This window comes from Synechococcus sp. BIOS-U3-1 (genome assembly GCF_014279975.1).
In the GTDB taxonomy this organism is placed as follows: Bacteria; Cyanobacteriota; Cyanobacteriia; order PCC-6307; family Cyanobiaceae; genus Synechococcus_C.
The window spans coordinates 695,673-714,720 of sequence record NZ_CP047936.1 but is presented as its reverse complement, the minus strand read 5'-3'; the positions used below and the strand labels follow the sequence as shown (position 1 = coordinate 714,720).

The window sequence follows — 19,048 nt, the reverse complement described above, 5'->3', positions numbered from 1 at the left end:
AGGAAATAACAGGGATGACAGCCGCGGCACCCGCGTCTCAAGACATTCTCAAGCCACATCTTGAGATCCAAGGCGGGAACAAGCTGCACGGAGAGCTTCGTGTGAGCGGCGCCAAAAATTCCGCGCTCGTGCTGATGACGGCTGCCCTGCTGACGGAAGAAACACTCTCCCTTAGCAACGTGCCTCCTCTCACCGACATCGACGGGATGGAAAGCATCCTGGTTTCGATGGGAGTGAAGGTGAGACGCAGCACGGAAACGATTCACCTTCAGGCTTCCGACCTCACGAGTGCGGAACCTCCCTACGAGCTCGTTAACGGCCTAAGAGCCAGCTTTTTCGCGATCGGTTCGATCCTCGCTCGCATGGGCCACGCCAAAGTTCCCCTACCAGGAGGATGTCGCATCGGTGCACGCCCTGTGGTGGAACACATCCGCGGTTTGAAAGCTCTCGGAGCCGTAGTGACTGTTGAGCATGGCGTGGTCTCAGCCACTGTTCCAGGGCATCGCAAACGGCTGAAGGGCGCCTCGATTGTTCTCGACTGCCCGAGCGTCGGAGCCACCGAAACAATTTTGATGGCTGCAAGCTTGGCGGAAGGCACCAGCGTGATCGAGAACGCAGCCCAGGAGCCGGAGGTTCAGGACCTGGCCAACCTCCTCAATGCCATGGGGGCACGCATCAGCGGAGCCGGCGGTCCATCCATCACCATTGAAGGGGTGGAGCGGTTGCACGGTTGCGACTACACGGTCATTCCCGACAGGATCGAAGCAGGCACCTTCCTCCTGGCAGCCGCAATCACGCGCTCAACGCTGCGAGTCGCCCCGGTGATTCCTGATCACCTCAGCTCCGTGCTCCAGAAACTGCGCGACTGCGGCTGCGGTCTAGAGATCGATGGCGATGGCATTGTCATCACTCCGGGCACCATCAAAGGCATTGACATCACCACACAGCCTTTCCCTGGTTTTCCAACCGATCTGCAAGCACCGTTCATGGCCTTGCTGGCGACAGCCCAGGGCACCAGCGTGATCACCGAGAAGATCTACGAAAACCGCATGCAGCACGTGGCAGAGCTGCAGCGCATGGGTGCGGCCATCCGTGTTCAAGGCAACGCGGCTGTCGTCGAAGGTGTTCCCTCCCTCAGTGGAGCTCCTGTGAACGGAACCGATCTGCGAGCCTCAGCCGCAATGGTGCTTGCAGGGCTGGTGGCACAGGGGAAAACGCACGTGAGCGGCCTGAACCACCTCGACAGGGGCTACGCCGGAATTGAAGCGAAACTCACGGCCAGCGGGGCAAATCTGCAACGTCACTGTCCCTAAAACGCTCCTCTGAACTGCATCACCTAAGGTCGAACTGCGGGAGCGTGGCGGAATTGGTAGACGCAGCGCACTCAAAATGCGCCGCCTTCGGGTTTGTCGGTTCAAGTCCGACCGCTCCTATTGATCCTCAAGGTCTCCGACAGGATTGAGCTAATCACGGCCAAAGCAGCAGGACACTGCGAGACAATGAACTGGTCATTGATTTCCCCACGGGAATAGCCCTGAACGATCCATGGTGGAGCCAGCGCCAGTGCCCCCGTCCGATGCGGTGATGGGCACCTACAACCGCTTCGCGCTCTCCCTCCAGCGCGGCAAAGGTTGTTGGGTCTGGGATAACAAAAGCCGTCGCTATCTCGATGCCGTTGCCGGCATCGCCACCTGCACGCTGGGACACAGCAACAGAGCGATGCGCAAGGCTCTCACCGGCCAGCTGCGCAAACTGCAGCACGTTTCCAATCTTTATCGAATTCCGGAACAGGAAGCGCTGGCGCAGTGGCTTGTCAACAACAGCTGCGCAGACAGCGTGTTTTTCTGCAATTCAGGTGCTGAAGCCAACGAAGCTGCCATCAAACTGGCCCGGAAGCATGGTCATCTGCGTCGGGGCATTGAATGCCCCGTGATCATCACCGCCGCGGCCAGCTTCCATGGCCGCACGCTGGCGGCGGTGAGCGCCACTGGTCAACCCCGATACCACGAGGGATTTGAACCCATGGTGGAAGGCTTTGAATTTTTCCGATACAACGATCTTGCGGATTTCGAACAGCTGCTCGAGCGGCTGGAACAGAACGGTCCACGCGTAGCTGCAGTGCTGATCGAGCCTCTTCAAGGCGAAGGAGGCGTGAATCCCGGTGCCCCAAACGTGATGCAGGCGATTCGAAAGCATTGCGATCAACGCAACATCCTGCTGATCTTTGATGAAGTGCAAGTGGGGATGGGCCGAACCGGCACGCTTTGGGGTTATGAGCAACTCGGTGTTCGTCCCGATGCCCTCACACTGGCCAAAGGCCTAGGAGGCGGACACGCCGTCGGAGCACTGATGGTGCGACAGAACGCCGATCTCTTTCAACCGGGCGACCACGCAAGCACCTTCGGCGGCAACCCTTTCGCTTGCCAGGCTGGTTTGACCGTGGCGAATGAAATCGAGAGGCGCAAGCTGCTGCGCAACGTGCGAGAGCGTGGCGACCAGCTGCGTGCAGGCCTCGACAGACTTGTGAAACATTTCCCTGATTATTTGGAGGGATCGCGTGGATGGGGGCTGCTTCAAGGCCTGGTCCTCAAGCAAGACTGCGGGATCACTGCGATGGACGTGGTGAAAGCAGCTCTCGACGAACAGCTGCTGGTGGTGCCCGCCGGTGTTCAGGTCGTGCGCATGGTGCCCGCTCTTGTGATCAATGCCCGAGAGATCCAGGCCCTGCTCACACGCCTCGAACGAGCCCTGAACCGCGTGAGCTGAGTGAAGCAGCCGGGTCACCCTCCCCACGAACTCAGTGATCTACTGCCGCGCTTTGACGTTCGTGGCATGGATCTGTCGTTGGACAGGATGACGATCGCTCTGGAGCAGCTACACCGACCAGCTCATTCGATTCCTGCTGTCCAGGTCGTTGGCACCAACGGCAAGGGGTCCATCGCCTGCCTCATCCACCATGGATTGATGGCGGCCGGTTTGTGCTCAGGCCTGACCACGTCGCCCCATCTGGTGAGCTGGTGTGAACGCATCCGCGTCAACGACCAGCTGATCTCCATCACGGCCTTACGACACACACTCGAGCAGTTGCAACCATTAACGGAACAATGCCGTCTGACTCCGTTCGAGCAGCTGATTTGTGCCGCACTGATTCACTTTGAAGCCCAGAAACCAGACTGGCTGGTGCTCGAAGCAGGACTAGGAGGCCGGCTAGATGCAACCACCGCCCACAGCTGGCGGCCTCTGATCGCTGTGGCGTCGATCGGCATGGACCATCGGGAGCATCTGGGCCCCAGCCTCCAGGCCATTGCTGCAGAGAAAGCCGCGGCCATCGGTGAGGGTGCGCACGTGATCAGTGCTACCCAGGAACCCGAGGTGTCTGCTGTGCTCGAGCAACGGGTGTACGAGGTGCAAGGCACTCTGCAGTGGGTCGATGCACTGGATGAAAGCTGGACCCTGGGTCTTTCAGGGGCCTTGCAGAAACGCAATGGGGCCGTGGCTGCGGCCGCACTGCAGTGGATGAGCGCGCGCAGCAAGGTGATCTCAAACCCAGCGATCCGTGAAGGCTTTGCAGCGGCACGCTGGCCAGGCCGCTTGCAGTGGATGCGCTGGAGGGGCCTGAGGCTGCGGGTGGACGGTGCTCACAATCCACCGGCCGCTATCGCGCTGGCACGGGAACGCTGCAGCTGGTCATCCGCTAGCAGCAGGCAGATTTGGATCCTGGCGATCCAGGCGCAGAAACAGGCACCAGAGATGCTTGAACAGCTGCTTGGCCCTCTAGATGAGGCCTGGGTCGTGCCGGTGCCTGGGCATCGCAGCTGGAGCTTGGAGCAACTGAAGCCAGCGCTGCCGCTGCAGGCCCATCAACTGAGGTCAGCTGAGACTGCTCTGGATGCTCTCAATCAACTTTTAAAACAGGGCTGGCCCAAATCCGTCCCGGTGATCGCCGGATCTCTCTATCTGATCGGCCACTTGATGGAAAACGGCACATTGGAGGCAGAGTGAACGTCAAGCTACGCGCTGAAACCATGAAATCGCTGCTGAAGGTGCTTGCTGCACTCACCCTGGTGATGACCTGGCTGACGCCCCTGACTGCTATGGCCCTCGACACCTCTGCTGGGGTGGGCCTTCAAGACAGGGCGCTGTTTCAAGACCGGGTGGACTACACACTCACCAATCAGAGCGATGCTGACTTTCACGACCAGCAATTGACCAACACCTCCTTCGCCGGCGCTGTGGGGCGCGGCGCTGACTTCAGTGGCGCCAATCTGCATGGAGCGATCTTCACGCAAGGGGCCTTTGCTGAAGCTGATTTTCATGGAGCCGATCTCAGCGATTCGCTGATGGACCGGGCCGATTTTTCGCGCACGGATCTACGCGATGCCCTCCTGATCGGTGTGATTGCTGCCGGCAGCAGCTTTGCCGGAGCCGATGTGGAGGGTGCTGACTTCAGCGACGCCCTGCTGGATCGGGATGATCAGCGCCGACTTTGCCAGGTCGCTGAGGGCATCAATCCGAGCACAGGTATCTCCACCCGCGACAGCCTCAGCTGCTGAAGCCACCCAGTTTTCCTGGGTTGAGCAGACCCGCAGGGTCGTAACGGTGCTTGGTCGCTACCTGATCACCATCGACCACACCAAGGCCGCCACCCTCCACGGTGAGCACATGTGGGTTAAAGATCAGTGCACCGAGATTCCTACATTCCTGCATTAACCGCTCCAATTCATCAGCGCCACGCCAGCGCACCAGAGGAAGCGCAGCAATGCGCTGAACTCCCTGCTGCCGCACAGCCTCCAGATGCCAGAGCAGATCATCACCCCAGGCCTGCTTGAGAGTCTCCAGACAGTTGATCTCCGGTTGGGGGAGCAGCATCTGCAGGTAGGTCCAGTCGGGGTCCCGCTGGCGCAGATGCAGGGTGGTGTGATTCCAACTCAACTCCTTTAGACCGTTGCCTTGGCGGTCGGCCTCCGCTCCCAGATGGGTCAGCTCAGCACCCACAGCTGCCGCCAGCCGCTGAACCGTACTCACTGCATCAGGGGCCACCAGCAGTAAAAGGCGATCAGAGCGACGCCGAGGCAGATCCCACTTCGGTAGCAGCTCGACCACAGCGGCTTCTAGAACGGTGCAGAGATGCAGGTCGATCGCCGCAGAACTGCAACGCCTTGCTAACTCCACTGCCGTCTTCCAGTCCGGACAATCCACGACCACTTCCTGCCAATCAACCCGCACTGCCGTGGCCAGCCGCAATGCTGTGATGATTCCATTGGTGCCATAGGCGTGATTCAAGGCCTCGGCATCGCAGGCATCGAGCTGGAGAACCCGCGGCTCCTGCTCCATGGTCACCACTTCCAGCCCAAGCAGATGCCCCGGATCGCGAAGAAACCCCCAGCGCACGGAACCGATGCCTCCGGAACCGCCTGCGATGAACCCACCGATCGTGGCGCTGCGCCAGGTGCTCGGCATCAGACGCAGCTGGCGGCCAACACCAGCCAGCTCCCGATTGAGATCCTTCATCAAACATCCGCACTCAACCACAGCAACGCCACTGACCTGATCAATGGAACGCACTGCACGCAGATGGGTCATCACCATCACCACACCAGACTCCAGCGGTACGGACTGGCCGTAATTGCCCGTGCCTGATCCGCGCAGGGTCAGAGGCACCGCATGACGCCGACAGGCTGCCGCCACATGAACAACGGCTTCAACGGTTTCTGGCCGAACCACGAGCTCTGCTCTGCAATGAGCCAGCCGTTGCCGAAGTACGGGCGAGTAGTCATAGGCATCACGGGATAACCGTTCCAGTTCTTCCGGCAGCGTCATCAACCTGAGGCCAGGGACTGCTGCCAACTCAGTTCTCAGGGCATCAGTAAGCATTAGTCGGTCTGGAGTGCGTTACGCCCAATCCTGCACCCAATGTCCACCGGCAAGAACGCGGCGACGGCAAGCCATCGCCAGCAACTCAGGCCAGCCAGCCTCGGGCAGATGAATCAGATCCGCTGGTGCTCCGGTACGCAGGCAACCGTCCCAGGCAAGGCCCATCAGACGAGCCGCATCGGTGCCGAAAGGCTTGATCCCATGGTCATCCCAGGGTGCGAGTTGGGCCAAAGGAAGACTCATCGCGATTAGGGCAAGAGGGTCAAGCTGTCCTCCCGGGAACCAGGGATCCTGCACGTTGTCACCACCCACAGCGACGGAAACGCCCGCACGCTGCAGCTGGCGGATGGGTGCCAGCGGTCGACGCAGGGGGGTCTCGTTGTCTCGGTGACCGAGCAACCAGCCATTGGTGAGCGGCAACGCCACCACCTGCAGGTTCTGACGGGCCATACGGGCACCCAACCGCTGTAGTGCACCGGCTGACAGCAGCGAAAGGCTGCTGGCATGGCTGCAGGTGACCGGAACTGAAAGGCTCATGTTTTCGAGCACACGCAGCAGCTGACGCATCCCAGCAGCTGGATGAGAGGCCGCTTCATCGATGTGTAGATCCACAGGGCAGCCGTGTTGATCCGCAAGCTCGAGCAGTCGGCGCAGAGCCCTGCGGGTCGCTCGACCTCTGCATGGAGGAGCAAGAACACCACCGATCACTCCCTCAACCTTGGCCACCTCAGCCGCCAGATGTTCACCCTCGACCGTTGACCAGTGCTCCACCGGCACTAGAGCAACAAGCTGCAGCTCGATCCGATCAAGCCACTGAGCTCGCAGATCAGACAGCACCTGCCAGCTGCAGTTCGCGCCTGGTCCCAGGCTGTCGATGTGACTGCGCACGGCCCGCAGGCCGTGGTCCCAAGCCAATTGCAAAGCACGCTCCGCTCGCTGCTGAACGCGCTCAGCCGTGCGGGTCTCATGCTCCCTGAAATTGGCCGCCAATGCTCCTGAATAAGTGCCCTCCGCATTGGGATACTCGTTCCAGGAGAACGCTTTATCCAGGTGCGCATGGGGTTCTACCAATCGGGGCAACACCAGACCGGTGGCCTCAGACGTAGCCCTCACCGACCGGATTGTGCCACCAGACCAGGTGAGGACAACGGGAATCAATCCATCCACACCAGCCCTTGGCAATGCGTCAGAACCCAGATCGAGCAAAGAACGAGGACAGCGTGCTCTCAGCTCACCTGACGACAACGAAACACGTGCTGTGCTCATTCGAGCTTGCCGGCATCCGAATCGGCATTGAGCACCACAAATTGGCCTGCTAATCCAAGGCTGGTGACTGAGTAGCGCGGCAACCGCAAGGCAGGCAGCAGGTTCTGACCACCGACAGTCGTGACATAAACACTGGCAATCCCAAGGTTCCAGCGACGAGTGAACTGGTCGGCCAGCAAAGCAAGCGCCGGCTCCTGATCAGCGATCAAGCGTGGACAGTCACTGATCCAGAGCTGCAGCACCATCGGCAAGGCCTGTCGCTCGCAGACCTCCTCGGTGGCCAGCTTTACCAATGTGTCTCCTGCAAAGTCCTGGTAATCGTCCCTGGTGGGATTGGTCACGAACAGTGCAGCACTACTTCCTGCCACCACCAACACTGCAGCAGCAGCCGTGACTGAAGGCCAGCGCCGACGAGGCGAAGACATGGGGGTGTGACTGCAGGGCGGATTGCTAGATTCTTACCGACGCGGCGGGCGTCGCCAAGTGGTTAAGGCAGCGGCTTGTGGTGCCGCCATTCGGGGGTTCAAATCCCCTCGCTCGCCCTTTCACCTTTTGAGCAGGTTCTCTGTTGACGAGGTCATCAGGCCCGAAACAGATCGTCCCCTCCATAAGGGCGAGGGAGCTCTGCACAAACGTGCAAGACGCTCGCCGAACTGCTCGACGCCTTGCAAGGCTGAGAAAGGAGCGCCGCCCACAAATCAACAACAAGCAGCTCCGGAGACTCATCTGACGCGCAAGACAACCGCGCAACAAAAAATCATTAACTCAATGAAAAGTCACGATTTTTTGTTGCGCAGACAGCCTCAAAAGCAGGCTTTTGGAGAGCAATGACACAGATCACTGTAGAAACTTGATTGTCATCGATAGGCGAAAAATATTTTTGTGTTGAGTGCAATTTCGAGCAGCACTGCTGATTAATGTTCACTTCAGAAAGCTGAATTTTTCTGGGGGGCACGCTCATGTCCAAAGGACTGAAAGAGGCAAGTTTTCTCGGTGCCACATTCCTGTTGGGACTCGCCGCATTGGAGACACTGCTTCGTGTAGCAGGCTTCTGAACCTCCTTTCTGAAGGCAGAAGAACACGGCATCAGTGGATCTGAAGCGCCTTGTAAAGCAAGCGATTACATCCTGGAAATCCATCTGAAAGTGCAGCAATCCAACCTCGAGTGAAAGAACAAGGTGACGATGCTGCAAATAATCGGATGCCATAGGCAATGTACGACTCAGATGTACGACTCAGATGAACGGCTCAAACCGTGAAGAAAGAAAAGTGCATCAGAAACTGTGCATGTCGAACCGCAAGCAGACCAAGTAGGCAGAACAGGTCGTTTCAAACCAAATTCGAGCCAAAGAATCCCTCTAATTTCGAGCAAAACCGACTGTCCATCACTCTGTGCAGAACAGTCTTCGATGCAACATCTCTAAGACTATGCAATAATTACAAAACGCCGAAGAGCCCAGAAGGGTCCACTGCGCGAGAACCGATAAGTCGAATCCCAATGAATCGAAGAGAAATTGCTCCCAATCGGGAGTGGAGACGATCTGGCAAGCCTGTCAAGGCATACCAAATCACTGGTTACGAGTCACCACAACGACGTCGTTATTTGCGCGAACTGGCAGAGCAAGAGACCAGCCAATCAGTCTGAGCCCGCAGCTCCTCAACTCTTCACTCTTCAGCTCAGTCCTCAATCAGCTGCAAAGAGCAGAGTCAAAGTCTGCATTCGTTTGGGAGTTTCTAAGGACCAGCACAACACGATTGAGATCACTGCCGGGGGCAGATCATTCGGGCTGATCGATTTGCATTCAAAGCAGTTACAGGCAGGAGTTTTCACCAGCGACAGAGCTCGTTGAAAGCGGTCACAGCAACCTGTTGCTGAGGCTCAGCCCTAATCCTCAAAATCGACGATCCCGACCTGGTCAAATCACAGTTCAAGCCATTCCAGCGCCGCGGAAATCGAGGCAGTGCCTGCGAATGGAACGTGAACTAAATCTCAAGATGACACAGGGCATTTGTGAACCACACTGAAGGAAGGTTCCATCGTCGGCGGTCCATCGGACGGCCCTCCGCCTTGACCGTCACCGCCTCTCCCTCAACCGCTCAAGTTCCAGGCCTGGAGCGGGGCAGCTACTGGATCACCACCTTCGGCTGCCAAATGAACAAGGCTGATTCCGAAAGAATGGCCGGAATCCTGGAGTCAATGGGATATCGAGAAGCCAGCGCAGAGCTGGACGCCGATCTGGTTCTCTACAACACCTGCACAATCCGCGACAACGCTGAGCAGAAGGTCTATAGCTACCTCGGGCGCCAGGCACGCCGGAAACGGATCAATCCCCATCTCAAACTTGTCGTCGCGGGCTGCGTAGCCCAGCAGGAAGGTGAATCACTCTTGCGTCGCGTGCCCGAACTGGATCTAGTGATGGGCCCGCAGCATGCCAATCGACTGGAAACCCTGTTGCAACAGGTTGATAGCGGTCAGCAGGTGGTAGCGACTGAAGAGCAACACATACTTGAAGACATCACCACCGCACGGCGCGACAGCAGCATCTGCGGCTGGGTGAACGTGATCTACGGCTGCAACGAACGCTGCACTTACTGCGTCGTGCCCTCCGTGCGCGGCAAGGAACAGTCGCGCCTGCCGGATGCGATCAAGCTGGAAATGGAAGGGCTGGCTGCTCAGGGGTACCGGGAAATCACCCTGCTAGGGCAAAACATCGACGCCTATGGACGCGATCTTTCTGGCATCACTGCCGAAGGAAGGCGCAAAAACACATTCACCGACCTGCTCCACCACGTCCATGACGTTGATGGCATTGAACGAATCCGTTTTGCCACCAGCCATCCTCGCTATTTCACTAGGCGTCTGATTGATGCCTGCGCTGATCTGCCAAAACTCTGCGAGCACTTCCACATCCCCTTCCAAAGCGGAGATAACGACGTACTACAAGCCATGGCACGCGGCTACACCATCGAGCGTTACCGCCGGATCATCGACCACATCCGTGAACGCATGCCTGAGGCCTCACTCAGCGCCGATGTGATCGTTGCGTTCCCTGGCGAAACAGACACCCAGTTCAGACGAACACTGCAGCTGATTGAGGAGATCTGCTTTGACCTAGTCAACACGGCCGCCTATTCACCACGGCCCAACACCCCAGCTGCCAACTGGGAAAACCAGCTTCCCGAGGATGTCAAAGTGGCGCGCCTTCAGGAGATCAACGCCTTGGTGGAACGCTGCGCCAAAGAGCGTAATGAGCGCTACGCCGACCAGGTTGCGGAGGTGCTGGCAGAGGGCATCAATCCAAAGGACCCCACGCAGCTCATGGGGCGCACGCGCACCAACCGCCTGACATTCTTCAGTGCGGAGGGCTCTGATGGACGTCGCTATCAACCCGGTGATCTCGTTCAGGTCCGCATCAATGCAGTGCGTTCCTTCTCTCTCAGTGGCACTCCTGTGCACAGCTGATACGTTTGCGGCGCAAACCGTTGCGCAGCTAGCCCCCCCATGCCGACTTCCCTGATCCGCGTTGGCGTGGTGTTCGGAGGTGCGTCCGGTGAACATGACGTCTCAATTCGGTCGGCCTCAACGGTGATCAAGGCCCTGGCTGATGACAGCAATCGGGAGAGGTTCGTAGTGACGCCTCTCTACATCGACCGTGAAGGGCGGTGGTGGTCGGACACCATCGCCAGAAGCGTGCTGGAGAGTGGAGCAGCACTGACCAATGAAGAACTGCCTCAACCACTGCCAGCCAGAGGACTGCGCCAATTGCCGGTGAATCCCGACTGCATTGATGTCTGGTATCCGGTTCTGCATGGACCCAACGGCGAGGACGGGACAGTGCAGGGTCTGTTCACACTGATGCAACAACCCTTCGTGGGCTCTGGTGTGCTGGGATCCGCCGTGGGCATGGACAAACTCGCCATGAAAGCGGCCTTCGCCGTCGCGGGCATCTCCCAGGTTCCCTATCTCGGAATCAACGCGGCTGACCTCAACAATCCGCCGCAGCTGGAACATGTGCTCGTCAAAGTTGAAGACGAGCTCGGCTACCCCTGCTTCGTGAAGCCCGCCAACCTCGGGTCATCCGTCGGCATCAGCAAGGTGCGTAATCGTGATGAACTGCTGGCAGGCCTGCAGCTGGCAGCGGAACTCGATCCGCGCTTGGTGGTGGAACAGGGAGTCAACGCGAGGGAATTGGAATGTGCCGTCCTGGGGCGTGAACACCTAAAAGCTTCTGTTGTGGGTGAAGTGCGGTTCGACGCCGATTGGCACGACTACGAGACCAAATACACCGAAGGACGCAGTCAAACGCTGATCCCGGCACCCCTACCCGATGCAGTGAGCCAGAGGATTCAGGCCATGGCCGTCGATGCCTGCCGCGCCGTCCACGCCTACGGCCAAGCACGGGTGGATGTCTTCTACGACGAAGCGGATGGCCGGATCTGGCTGAATGAAATCAACACCCTGCCGGGATTTACCTCCCAGAGCATGTATCCCACGCTGTGGGAGGCCTCCGGTATGCCTTTGCCACAGCTGGTGGCGGAGCTGGTGGCCACAGCGCAAGAATGAGCCCTCTGCCTCTGCTGCTGCCGCAATGATGCAAGGTTTGCTCTGGTTCCCGCTGCTGCTGGTCTTCGTGTTGCTGGCATCCCTGGGCTGGCTTGAGCGACGACGCCAGAATCTGTTTCGGCTCTGGAGCGAATCATCTGAGCTGGCCAAACTCGATGGCTGCGGCGCAGCACGACTGAAAAACGGCGAGCTGTGCTGGAGCAGTTTCCATGCCGGCAGCTTTAAGGATGAAGGTCGCTTTGTGATCAAGACACTCGAACTGGTGGAGTTGATGTCGCTCTCCTCGGGGGATGCACCACTGGCCCATGAATCCCAGGGTCGCTGCCGACTGAGGCTGATCGGTGAAGGCCGGCAGATGGATGTGCCGTTCTCGGATGCAGAACGGGCCCGCCGCTGGATGGATCAGTTGATGGCGAAGGCTCGCTGCGACCTGTGATGGGCCGATCGAAACCCAACAATGAGAACAGCCACAGCAGCGCTCCTCTCGCTCCAGGGGTCGAACGACGGCGCAGACTGCGCCAGGAGCGACGGCGGGAGCAGCTGATTCAGAGCTGGCGCATCCTGCTGTTTGGCGGAGTCTCAAGCGGACTGATCTGGGTGCTACTCAGCGCCGGCTGGAGCCTGCGCTCGCAGCAGCAGCTCACGGTTCGAGGCAGTGATCGACTTGGCAGTGACGCGGTAGTCAAAGCAGCCGGACTTCGCTTCCCACGACCCTTAATCACCCTGGAACCCGGTCGTCTCGAGCGCCGGTTGCTGGCCGAACTGCCGGTGCAGTCAGTGTCGGTGCAGCGCCGTCTCGTTCCACCTGGCCTGGACATCGAGCTGAAGGATCGGCGTCCAATCGCAGCTGCAAGCCGGACGGGCGCCCACGGCAAGGAACAAGGCATGGTCGACGTTGAAGGCCATTGGATGCCACTCACCGTTGCGCGTCAAGGCGAAGCCCCCACCAGTGCGGTGCGTGTGGAGGGGTGGATTCCCAGCCGGCGCTCGATGATTGCAACGGTGCTGGCGCGACGCGATCAGTTAGGGAGTCCGTTGAATGTGATCTATGTCGCTCCAGATGGCGACCTCAGCCTGCGCACGAAAACGCTGGGTCTTGTGCGACTGGGGTCCAATGAACGTCTGCTGGATCAGCAGCTCAGAACCATCGCCCAGCTGTCCAGCAGTCTTCCTGAAACCCTGCGAGGCAATGCCAGCACTGGCATTGACCTTTCTGACCCCTCCAAGCCCGAATTGCAGTTAAAACCAAATCCAAAGCAGACAACGAGCAAACCCTGACCAGCGGTTGCACAGTGCTGAAACCACAACGAGTGTTATTTGAATTCGGCGATTGTCGCTAGTAGGGACATAATGCACACGCACTTCAATGGTTCGACGTCGACGATGGAGATGGTGAGCGGTCAGATGTCCCCTTCTCCTGATTCAGCAGGAATTCTTCCCTCTCAATCCGCCCGAATTGAAGTAATCGGTGTTGGTGGAGGGGGTAGCAATGCGGTGAACCGCATGATTCAAAGCGACCTCGAAGGGGTTGCTTACAGAGTTCTGAACACCGATGCGCAGGCGCTGCTGCAATCGTCTTCAGAACATCGAGTACAGCTCGGACAGACCCTGACGCGTGGGCTCGGGGCCGGCGGAAATCCCAGCATTGGTCAGAAAGCAGCCGAAGAATCCCGCGCTGACTTACAGCAGGCACTTCAGGGGGCTGATCTTGTCTTCATCGCCGCCGGCATGGGTGGCGGCACAGGCACCGGTGCGGCACCTGTGGTCGCTGAAGTCGCCAAGGAAAGCGGCGCCCTCACGGTTGGCATTGTGACCAAGCCCTTTGGTTTTGAAGGTCGTCGTCGCATGCGCCAGGCCGATGAAGGCATCGCCAGGCTGGCCGAACATGTGGACACGCTGATCGTGATTCCCAACGACCGTCTGCGTGATGCGATCGGCAGCGCTCCTCTTCAGGAGGCTTTCCGCAGTGCAGATGATGTTCTACGCATGGGTGTGAAGGGAATCACAGACATCATTACCTGTCCAGGACTGGTGAATGTTGACTTCGCTGATGTGCGCTCGGTGATGACAGAAGCCGGCACCGCCCTGCTTGGCATCGGCGTCGGATCCGGCCGGTCACGCGCGATCGAAGCAGCCCAAACCGCGATCAACAGTCCTCTTCTTGAGGCTGCTCGAATCGATGGTGCCAAGGGTTGTGTCATCAACATCAGCGGTGGCCGCGACATGACACTTGAGGACATGACCAGCGCCTCTGAAGTGATTTATGACGTAGTTGATCCCGAGGCCAACATCATTGTCGGAGCTGTGGTGGATGAACGACTCGAAGGAGAGATTCACGTCACGGTAATTGCCACAGGGTTTGAGAACGGTCAGCCTTATCGCACCGAGAGAAGTGTTCCGCGCGCTGCCACTTCAGCGTTCAGCCCCACTGAATCTCAAGATTCCGGTGCTCGCATCCCCGAATTTTTAAGACAGCGTCAACAACGACAGGATGGTGGATTAAATAGCTGATTCGGCGTTTTGCACACTCAATCAGGCAACCGACTCAGGCTTTCTGGAGTCGGTTTTTTAATGTGGTGACCCGGAGTCCACGCCTGTCCAGAGCATCCCGTGTGGCTGCTGCCTTCCGGTTCTGACCAAGTTTGGGCGTCTGAACCGCATAGGTCCGAGTCACTTGCGATGTTAGCAATGGAAGTCCGCTGATTTGAGAAAGCGGTTGCGCGCCTCTGACCTGATCCGGTTCAAGCAGACCGGCCAACCCATCACCATGCTCACTGCCTGGGATGCTCTGAGCGCCTCCTTGGTGGAGGACGCCGGCGCTGACGTGGTGCTGGTGGGGGATTCACTCGCCATGGTCAGCCTCGGCCACAGCACAACCCTTCCAGTCACACTGGAGCAGATGGTGCTGCACACCCAGGCGGTCTGTCGAGGCTTGAGCAAACCGCTGGCCCAACAACCGCTGGTGATCACGGACCTCCCCTTTCTCAGCTACCAGTGCGGCTTGGATCGCGCGGTGGCCGCAGCAGGAACTCTTATCAAACAATCCGATGCGGCTGGGGTGAAGCTTGAGGGTGCCGAACCGGAGGTCCTGGCGGTGATTGAACGCCTGGTTCGCACGGGGATCCCTGTGATGGGGCATCTGGGATTGTTGCCTCAGGCGGTCCACAGCCTTGGCTACCGCCGTCAGGCGAAGGATCCACGCAGCCAGGAACGCCTGCTGCGGCAAGCTTCGGAGCTGGAGTCGGCTGGATGCTTTGCCATGGTGCTCGAGCATGTTCCCGGCGAACTTGCAGGCCAGGTGAGGCGGCGTCTGACTATTCCGGTGATCGGCATCGGGGCAGGGGATGACTGTGATGGTCAAGTGAGCGTGACCGCCGATCTACTCGGGCTCACCCGCTCACAACCACCCTTCAGCCAAGCGCGGATGAATGGTCGGGGCCTTGGGGTCAAGGCTTTAAGCAGCTGGCTGGATGATCAGCGTCAGCATTCAGCTGCTCCCACCACTCCACCAGCTCCACCAGAACCGCATTGCTGACGGCCATTCCCCGAGGATCGGTGAGCTGCCAACGGGCGCCGCGCCTGCGCATCAGATCGGACGGGAGAAATCCGGCCCAGCGCTCCTCCAACTGAGGCAACCAACGAGAGCAATCATCGATTGACCAGCCGCAACTGAGGGCTTGGTCAAGCAGGTCAACGCCTTCATGTCGCCTCAGCCCCACGAGCAGACGGTCTTCCAGGCTCAACGGCAGGGCCAGCGCCTGCAGCAAAGACGAATGCGGACCATCGATCCGCTGCTGATCGAGCCATTGTCCATAGGCCTCACGGGTGCGCGGCCTGGCAAAGCGCTCACCCCAAGGAGCACTGGTGGCACCCAGACCGAACGCCCACCAGCCAGCTCCACTCCAGTACACACGATTATGGCGAGATGCATGACCTGGCCTGGCGAAATTGGAGATTTCGTAGCGGCAATAACCAGCCTTGGCGAGGCGATCACTGGTGGCTGCAATCCGATCAGCAGCGCCATCCTCATCAGGCAACTCCAGCTCACCGCGCTGCTCCAGCTTCGAGAACACCGTGCCGGGTTCAACGCTGAGGTCGTAGATGGAGAGATGGGGGGCACCCATCGCAACAGCACGCTCTAGTTGAACGGCCCAGGCGTCGTCGCTCTGATCAGGCAAATTGCGAATCAGGTCAAGGCTCCAGCTGCGCAGAGCACCGTTCTCAACGGCTCGATGCAGCCATTCACAGGCTTCCACCAGATCAGAACGACGATGACGGCGACCGAGGGATTCCAAAACCTGATCGTCAAAACTCTGACCGCCAAGACTCACCCGGTTCACACCGCAGCGCAGCAAGGCCTCGAGATCCAGCCGCTCAAAGCTGGCGGGATCCATTTCCAAGGTGATTTCTGATCCGCTCTGCAAGCCAAAACGCGCCCTCAGGGCATTGAGCACACGCCCCACCTGTTCAGGGGTCAGCAGCGATGGGGTGCCTCCCCCGATGTAAACGGTGGCTAGAGGTGGCCCCGACGGAGACAGCTCGATTTCATGAAGCAGTTGGCCGAGATAAGCCTCGATCGAGCGACTTCCAGGCCCACCCTGGGCATCCGCCTTATCGCCGAGCGGTACCACTGCGAAATCGCAGTAAAAGCAGCGCCGATGGCAGAAAGGAATATGGAGATAGGCGCTGCGGGGCGAGGGTGTGGTCATCAGCCCGAGCCAGGAGAGTGAGAATGGTGCATGCTGCCTGCAATGGACTGGGCAGTGAGAACCCAACCTCATGGTCGAAGCGCTCATCATCGTCTTGTTCCTGATCTCCGGGACGGCCACCGGCTGGATGGGCGTGCATCTGCTCCCCCAGGAACTGCTGGATGACACCAACGCACAACAGGTGCGTTTGGGCCTGAGCGCCGGTGGTGCAGTCATCGGTCTTGTGGCGGGTCTGGTTTTCCGCCGGCTGCGACAGCGACTGATGAATCAGGTGCGCACCATGCCGACCGATCTTTTGGTAAGCCGAGCGGTTGGCCTGATCCTCGGCCTGCTGGTGGCCAACCTGTTGTTGGCTCCAATTCTGTTGCTGCCACTGGCCGGCGCAAGCTCCTTGGTGAAGCCCTTAGCAGCGATTCTGAGCAATGTGTTCTTCGGCGTTCTGGGGTACAACCTCGCGGAAGTGCATGGACGGACTCTGCTGAGGCTGTTCAACCCAACTTCAACGGAGGCCTTGTTGGTGGCGGATGGTGTGCTCACACCTGCTACAGCAAAAATCCTCGACACCAGCGTGATCATCGACGGGCGTATTCAGGGAATGATCGGCTGCGGACTGCTGGAGGGAAAGGTGATTGTGGCCCAGACAGTGATCAACGAAATGCAGCAACTTGCTGATTCCAACAACATCGAAAAACGTGGCAAAGGACGGCGTGGCTTGAAGCTGCTCAATGCTCTGCGTGAGACTTATGACAAACGTCTAGTGATCAACACGACCCGCTACGACGGGGCAGGCACAGATGATCGTCTTCTGCAGCTCACGGAAGACACCGGCGGCACACTGGTGACGGCTGACTTCAACCTCGCTCAGGTGGCACGCGTCAAGGAGCTCAAGGTGATGAACCTGAGCGAGCTGGTAATCGCGCTGCGCCCTGAAGTTCAGCCCGGGGATGAACTCAACCTGAAGATCGTTCGCGAAGGGAAGGAAGAACATCAGGGCGTGGCTTATCTGGAAGACGGCACGATGGTGGTCATTGAAAACGCCCGAGCCGCAATCGGTGAACGACGAGCGGTCGTGATCACCGGAGCATTACAAAATCCGAGCGGAAGGATGGTGTTCGGTCGGCTCGACAAGGAAGACGAAATAACCGCCACCGGCAAGAGCAGTGCCGGAGCAAAATTGGCTCGCAAGAACCGACGCAATGAGCGTCCCACCCCGGGGTCCCGCTAGGCTCCACCGACCACGGCGGCCTGACGCGGATGACCACATCAGCTCCTTATTACGGCGATTCGTCGGTGATGCGGACTCCCCCTCCGGATCTGCCTTCGCTTCTGCTCAAGGAACGCATCGTCTACCTGGGGCTACCCCTCTTTTCTGATGACGACACCAAACGTCAAGTCGGACTCGATGTCACTGAATTGATTATTGCCCAGCTTCTTTTTCTGGAATTCGATAATCCTGATAAGCCAATTTATTTCTACATCAACTCAACTGGCACCAGCTGGTATACCGGCGATGCCATCGGATTCGAAACAGAAGCTTTTGCCATCTGCGACACCCTTCGGTACGTGAAGCCGCCGGTCCACACCATCTGCATAGGCCAGGCAATGGGCACAGCAGCTGTGATTTTGTCTGCCGGAACCAAGGGCCACCGCGCTGCCCTGCCTCACGCTTCGATCGTGCTGCATCAGCCCCGCAGCGGAGCACAAGGCCAGGCAACAGACATTCAAATACGCGCCAAGGAAGTGCTGCACAACAAGCGGGCCATGCTCGAAATCTTGTCGACGAACACCGGCCGCAGCGTGGAAGAACTCTCCAAAGACTCCGATCGCATGAGTTACCTCACCCCAGAGCAAGCCAAAGAGTACGGGCTGATTGACCGGGTGCTCTCCAGTCGCAAAGAGCTCCCAGCTCCAGTTCCAGTTCCAGCCGGCTGATTCAGCCCGCTCATTCTCAATTCCACCCCTTTTTCTTCAACCTTCCAGGACTCATGCCGATCGGTACCCCCAGCGTCCCTTACCGCCTCCCTGGCAGCCAGATGGAGCGATGGGTGGACATTTACACCCGTCTGGGAGTCGAGAGAATTCTGTTCCTGGGCTCCGAAGTCAATGACTCGGTGGCCAACAGCCTGGTTGCTCAAATGCTCTATCTCGACTCCGATGACAGCAGCAAGCCGATTTATCTGTACATCAACTCCCCTGGTGGATCAGTGACAGCAGGCCTGGCGATTTACGACACCATGCAATACGTCAAGAGCGACGTGGTCACCATCTGCGTGGGTCTTGCGGCATCGATGGGAGCCTTCCTCTTGGCGGCTGGCACCAAGGGCAAGCGCTTGGCCCTGCCCCACAGTCGAATCATGATTCACCAGCCCCTGGGCGGAACGGCTCAGAGACAGGCCAGCGACATCGAAATTGAAGCGCGCGAGATTTTGCGCATGAAGGAGATGCTCAACCGCTCGATGGCCGACATGAGCGGTCAGAGTTTTGAAAAAATCGAGAAGGACACCGATCGCGATTACTTCCTCAGCAGCGAAGAGGCCAAGAACTATGGACTGATCGACCGAGTGATCGCCCACCCCAACGAGGCCTGATCGATCCGGCACTTGCGTAAGCTCGGTCGTTACCAAGCTCCACGTTC

General features: G+C 58.8%; 17 protein-coding genes, 2 tRNA genes and 1 other RNA gene. 15 read left to right on the top strand and 5 right to left on the bottom strand.

The window, feature by feature from the left end; all coding sequences use genetic code 11:
• Positions 1–14 precede the first annotated feature (14 nt).
• From murA to SynBIOSU31_RS03605, 5 genes are all read left to right on the top strand, one after another.
• Positions 15–1,313 (top strand): UDP-N-acetylglucosamine 1-carboxyvinyltransferase, encoded by a 1,299-nt coding sequence (murA, locus tag SynBIOSU31_RS03625; RefSeq protein WP_186492104.1) that lies wholly within the window; start codon positions 15–17, stop codon positions 1,311–1,313.
• Between the two features lie 38 nt (positions 1,314–1,351).
• Positions 1,352–1,433: transfer RNA gene (locus SynBIOSU31_RS03620), tRNA-Leu, on the top strand.
• A 112-nt stretch (positions 1,434–1,545) separates the two neighbouring features.
• Positions 1,546–2,766, top strand: coding sequence for an aspartate aminotransferase family protein (locus SynBIOSU31_RS03615; protein ID WP_255477338.1), 1,221 nt, complete (start codon positions 1,546–1,548; stop codon positions 2,764–2,766).
• A gap of 66 nt (positions 2,767–2,832) precedes the next feature.
• On the top strand, positions 2,833–4,002 hold the full coding sequence (locus tag SynBIOSU31_RS03610) for a bifunctional folylpolyglutamate synthase/dihydrofolate synthase (RefSeq protein WP_186492817.1): 1,170 nt from the start codon (positions 2,833–2,835) through the stop codon (positions 4,000–4,002).
• A 23-nt stretch (positions 4,003–4,025) separates the two neighbouring features.
• A complete protein-coding gene (locus SynBIOSU31_RS03605; protein WP_186492099.1) occupies positions 4,026–4,553 on the top strand; it encodes a pentapeptide repeat-containing protein in 528 nt (175 codons plus the stop codon).
• Here the strand turns inward: SynBIOSU31_RS03605 and SynBIOSU31_RS03600 are convergent.
• The 3 genes from SynBIOSU31_RS03600 to SynBIOSU31_RS03590 form a co-directional block, all read right to left on the bottom strand.
• Positions 4,543–5,820, bottom strand: a complete 1,278-nt coding sequence (locus tag SynBIOSU31_RS03600; RefSeq protein WP_370593668.1) for an FAD-binding oxidoreductase — start codon at positions 5,818–5,820, stop codon at positions 4,543–4,545. The two genes, SynBIOSU31_RS03605 and SynBIOSU31_RS03600, sit on opposite strands and share 11 nt — an antisense overlap.
• Before the next feature lie 72 nt (positions 5,821–5,892).
• Positions 5,893–7,140 carry an amidohydrolase family protein gene (locus SynBIOSU31_RS03595; protein WP_186492095.1) on the bottom strand — a complete coding sequence of 416 codons (1,248 nt, stop codon included), beginning with the start codon at positions 7,138–7,140 and terminating at the stop codon, positions 5,893–5,895.
• Positions 7,137–7,565, bottom strand: coding sequence for a DUF4359 domain-containing protein (locus SynBIOSU31_RS03590; protein WP_186492093.1), 429 nt, complete (start codon positions 7,563–7,565; stop codon positions 7,137–7,139). Before SynBIOSU31_RS03590 ends, SynBIOSU31_RS03595 begins: the two co-directional genes overlap by 4 nt.
• A gap of 44 nt (positions 7,566–7,609) precedes the next feature.
• On the opposite strand from SynBIOSU31_RS03590, the gene SynBIOSU31_RS03585 reads away from it, so the two are divergent.
• The 6 genes from SynBIOSU31_RS03585 (at position 7,610) to ftsZ (ending at position 14,215) form a co-directional block, all read left to right on the top strand.
• A tRNA-His gene (locus tag SynBIOSU31_RS03585) sits at positions 7,610–7,682 on the top strand.
• A 1,508-nt stretch (positions 7,683–9,190) separates the two neighbouring features.
• On the top strand, positions 9,191–10,603 hold the full coding sequence (gene miaB / locus SynBIOSU31_RS03580; RefSeq protein ID WP_370593704.1) for a tRNA (N6-isopentenyl adenosine(37)-C2)-methylthiotransferase MiaB: 1,413 nt from the start codon (positions 9,191–9,193) through the stop codon (positions 10,601–10,603).
• A gap of 39 nt (positions 10,604–10,642) precedes the next feature.
• The gene (locus SynBIOSU31_RS03575) at positions 10,643–11,704 is read left to right on the top strand and encodes a D-alanine--D-alanine ligase family protein (protein WP_186492089.1); all 1,062 of its coding nucleotides are present in this window, start codon (positions 10,643–10,645) and stop codon (positions 11,702–11,704) included.
• Between the two features lie 25 nt (positions 11,705–11,729).
• A complete protein-coding gene (locus tag SynBIOSU31_RS03570; protein WP_186492087.1) occupies positions 11,730–12,140 on the top strand; it encodes a hypothetical protein in 411 nt (136 codons plus the stop codon).
• The gene (locus SynBIOSU31_RS03565; protein WP_186492085.1) at positions 12,140–12,982 is read left to right on the top strand and encodes a cell division protein FtsQ/DivIB; all 843 of its coding nucleotides are present in this window, start codon (positions 12,140–12,142) and stop codon (positions 12,980–12,982) included. The genes SynBIOSU31_RS03570 and SynBIOSU31_RS03565 overlap by 1 nt, the downstream gene beginning before the upstream one ends.
• 72 nt (positions 12,983–13,054) lie before the next feature.
• A complete protein-coding gene (gene ftsZ / locus SynBIOSU31_RS03560) occupies positions 13,055–14,215 on the top strand; it encodes a cell division protein FtsZ (protein WP_186492083.1) in 1,161 nt (386 codons plus the stop codon).
• Positions 14,216–14,279: 64 nt separating this feature from the next.
• Here ftsZ and ffs read toward each other — a convergent pair.
• An RNA gene (ffs, locus tag SynBIOSU31_RS03555) (signal recognition particle sRNA small type) lies at positions 14,280–14,376 on the bottom strand.
• Positions 14,377–14,420: 44 nt separating this feature from the next.
• On the opposite strand from ffs, the gene panB reads away from it, so the two are divergent.
• Entirely contained in the window at positions 14,421–15,239 is an 819-nt protein-coding gene (panB, locus tag SynBIOSU31_RS03550; protein WP_186492082.1) for a 3-methyl-2-oxobutanoate hydroxymethyltransferase, read from the top strand.
• Here the strand turns inward: panB and hemW are convergent.
• Positions 15,151–16,413, bottom strand: a complete 1,263-nt coding sequence (hemW, locus tag SynBIOSU31_RS03545) for a radical SAM family heme chaperone HemW (protein WP_186492081.1) — start codon at positions 16,411–16,413, stop codon at positions 15,151–15,153. The genes panB and hemW overlap by 89 nt on opposite strands.
• A gap of 70 nt (positions 16,414–16,483) precedes the next feature.
• On the opposite strand from hemW, the gene SynBIOSU31_RS03540 reads away from it, so the two are divergent.
• The 3 genes from SynBIOSU31_RS03540 to SynBIOSU31_RS03530 are packed head-to-tail and all read left to right on the top strand — an operon-like array spanning position 16,484 to position 19,001.
• Positions 16,484–17,638, top strand: coding sequence for a PIN/TRAM domain-containing protein (locus SynBIOSU31_RS03540; RefSeq protein ID WP_186492079.1), 1,155 nt, complete (start codon positions 16,484–16,486; stop codon positions 17,636–17,638).
• 29 nt (positions 17,639–17,667) lie between these two features.
• A complete protein-coding gene (locus SynBIOSU31_RS03535; RefSeq protein WP_186492075.1) occupies positions 17,668–18,345 on the top strand; it encodes an ATP-dependent Clp protease proteolytic subunit in 678 nt (225 codons plus the stop codon).
• Between the two features lie 53 nt (positions 18,346–18,398).
• Positions 18,399–19,001: an ATP-dependent Clp protease proteolytic subunit gene (locus SynBIOSU31_RS03530; protein WP_186492073.1), complete on the top strand. Its 603-nt coding sequence runs from the start codon at positions 18,399–18,401 to the stop codon at positions 18,999–19,001.
• The last annotated feature ends 47 nt before the right edge of the window (positions 19,002–19,048 follow it).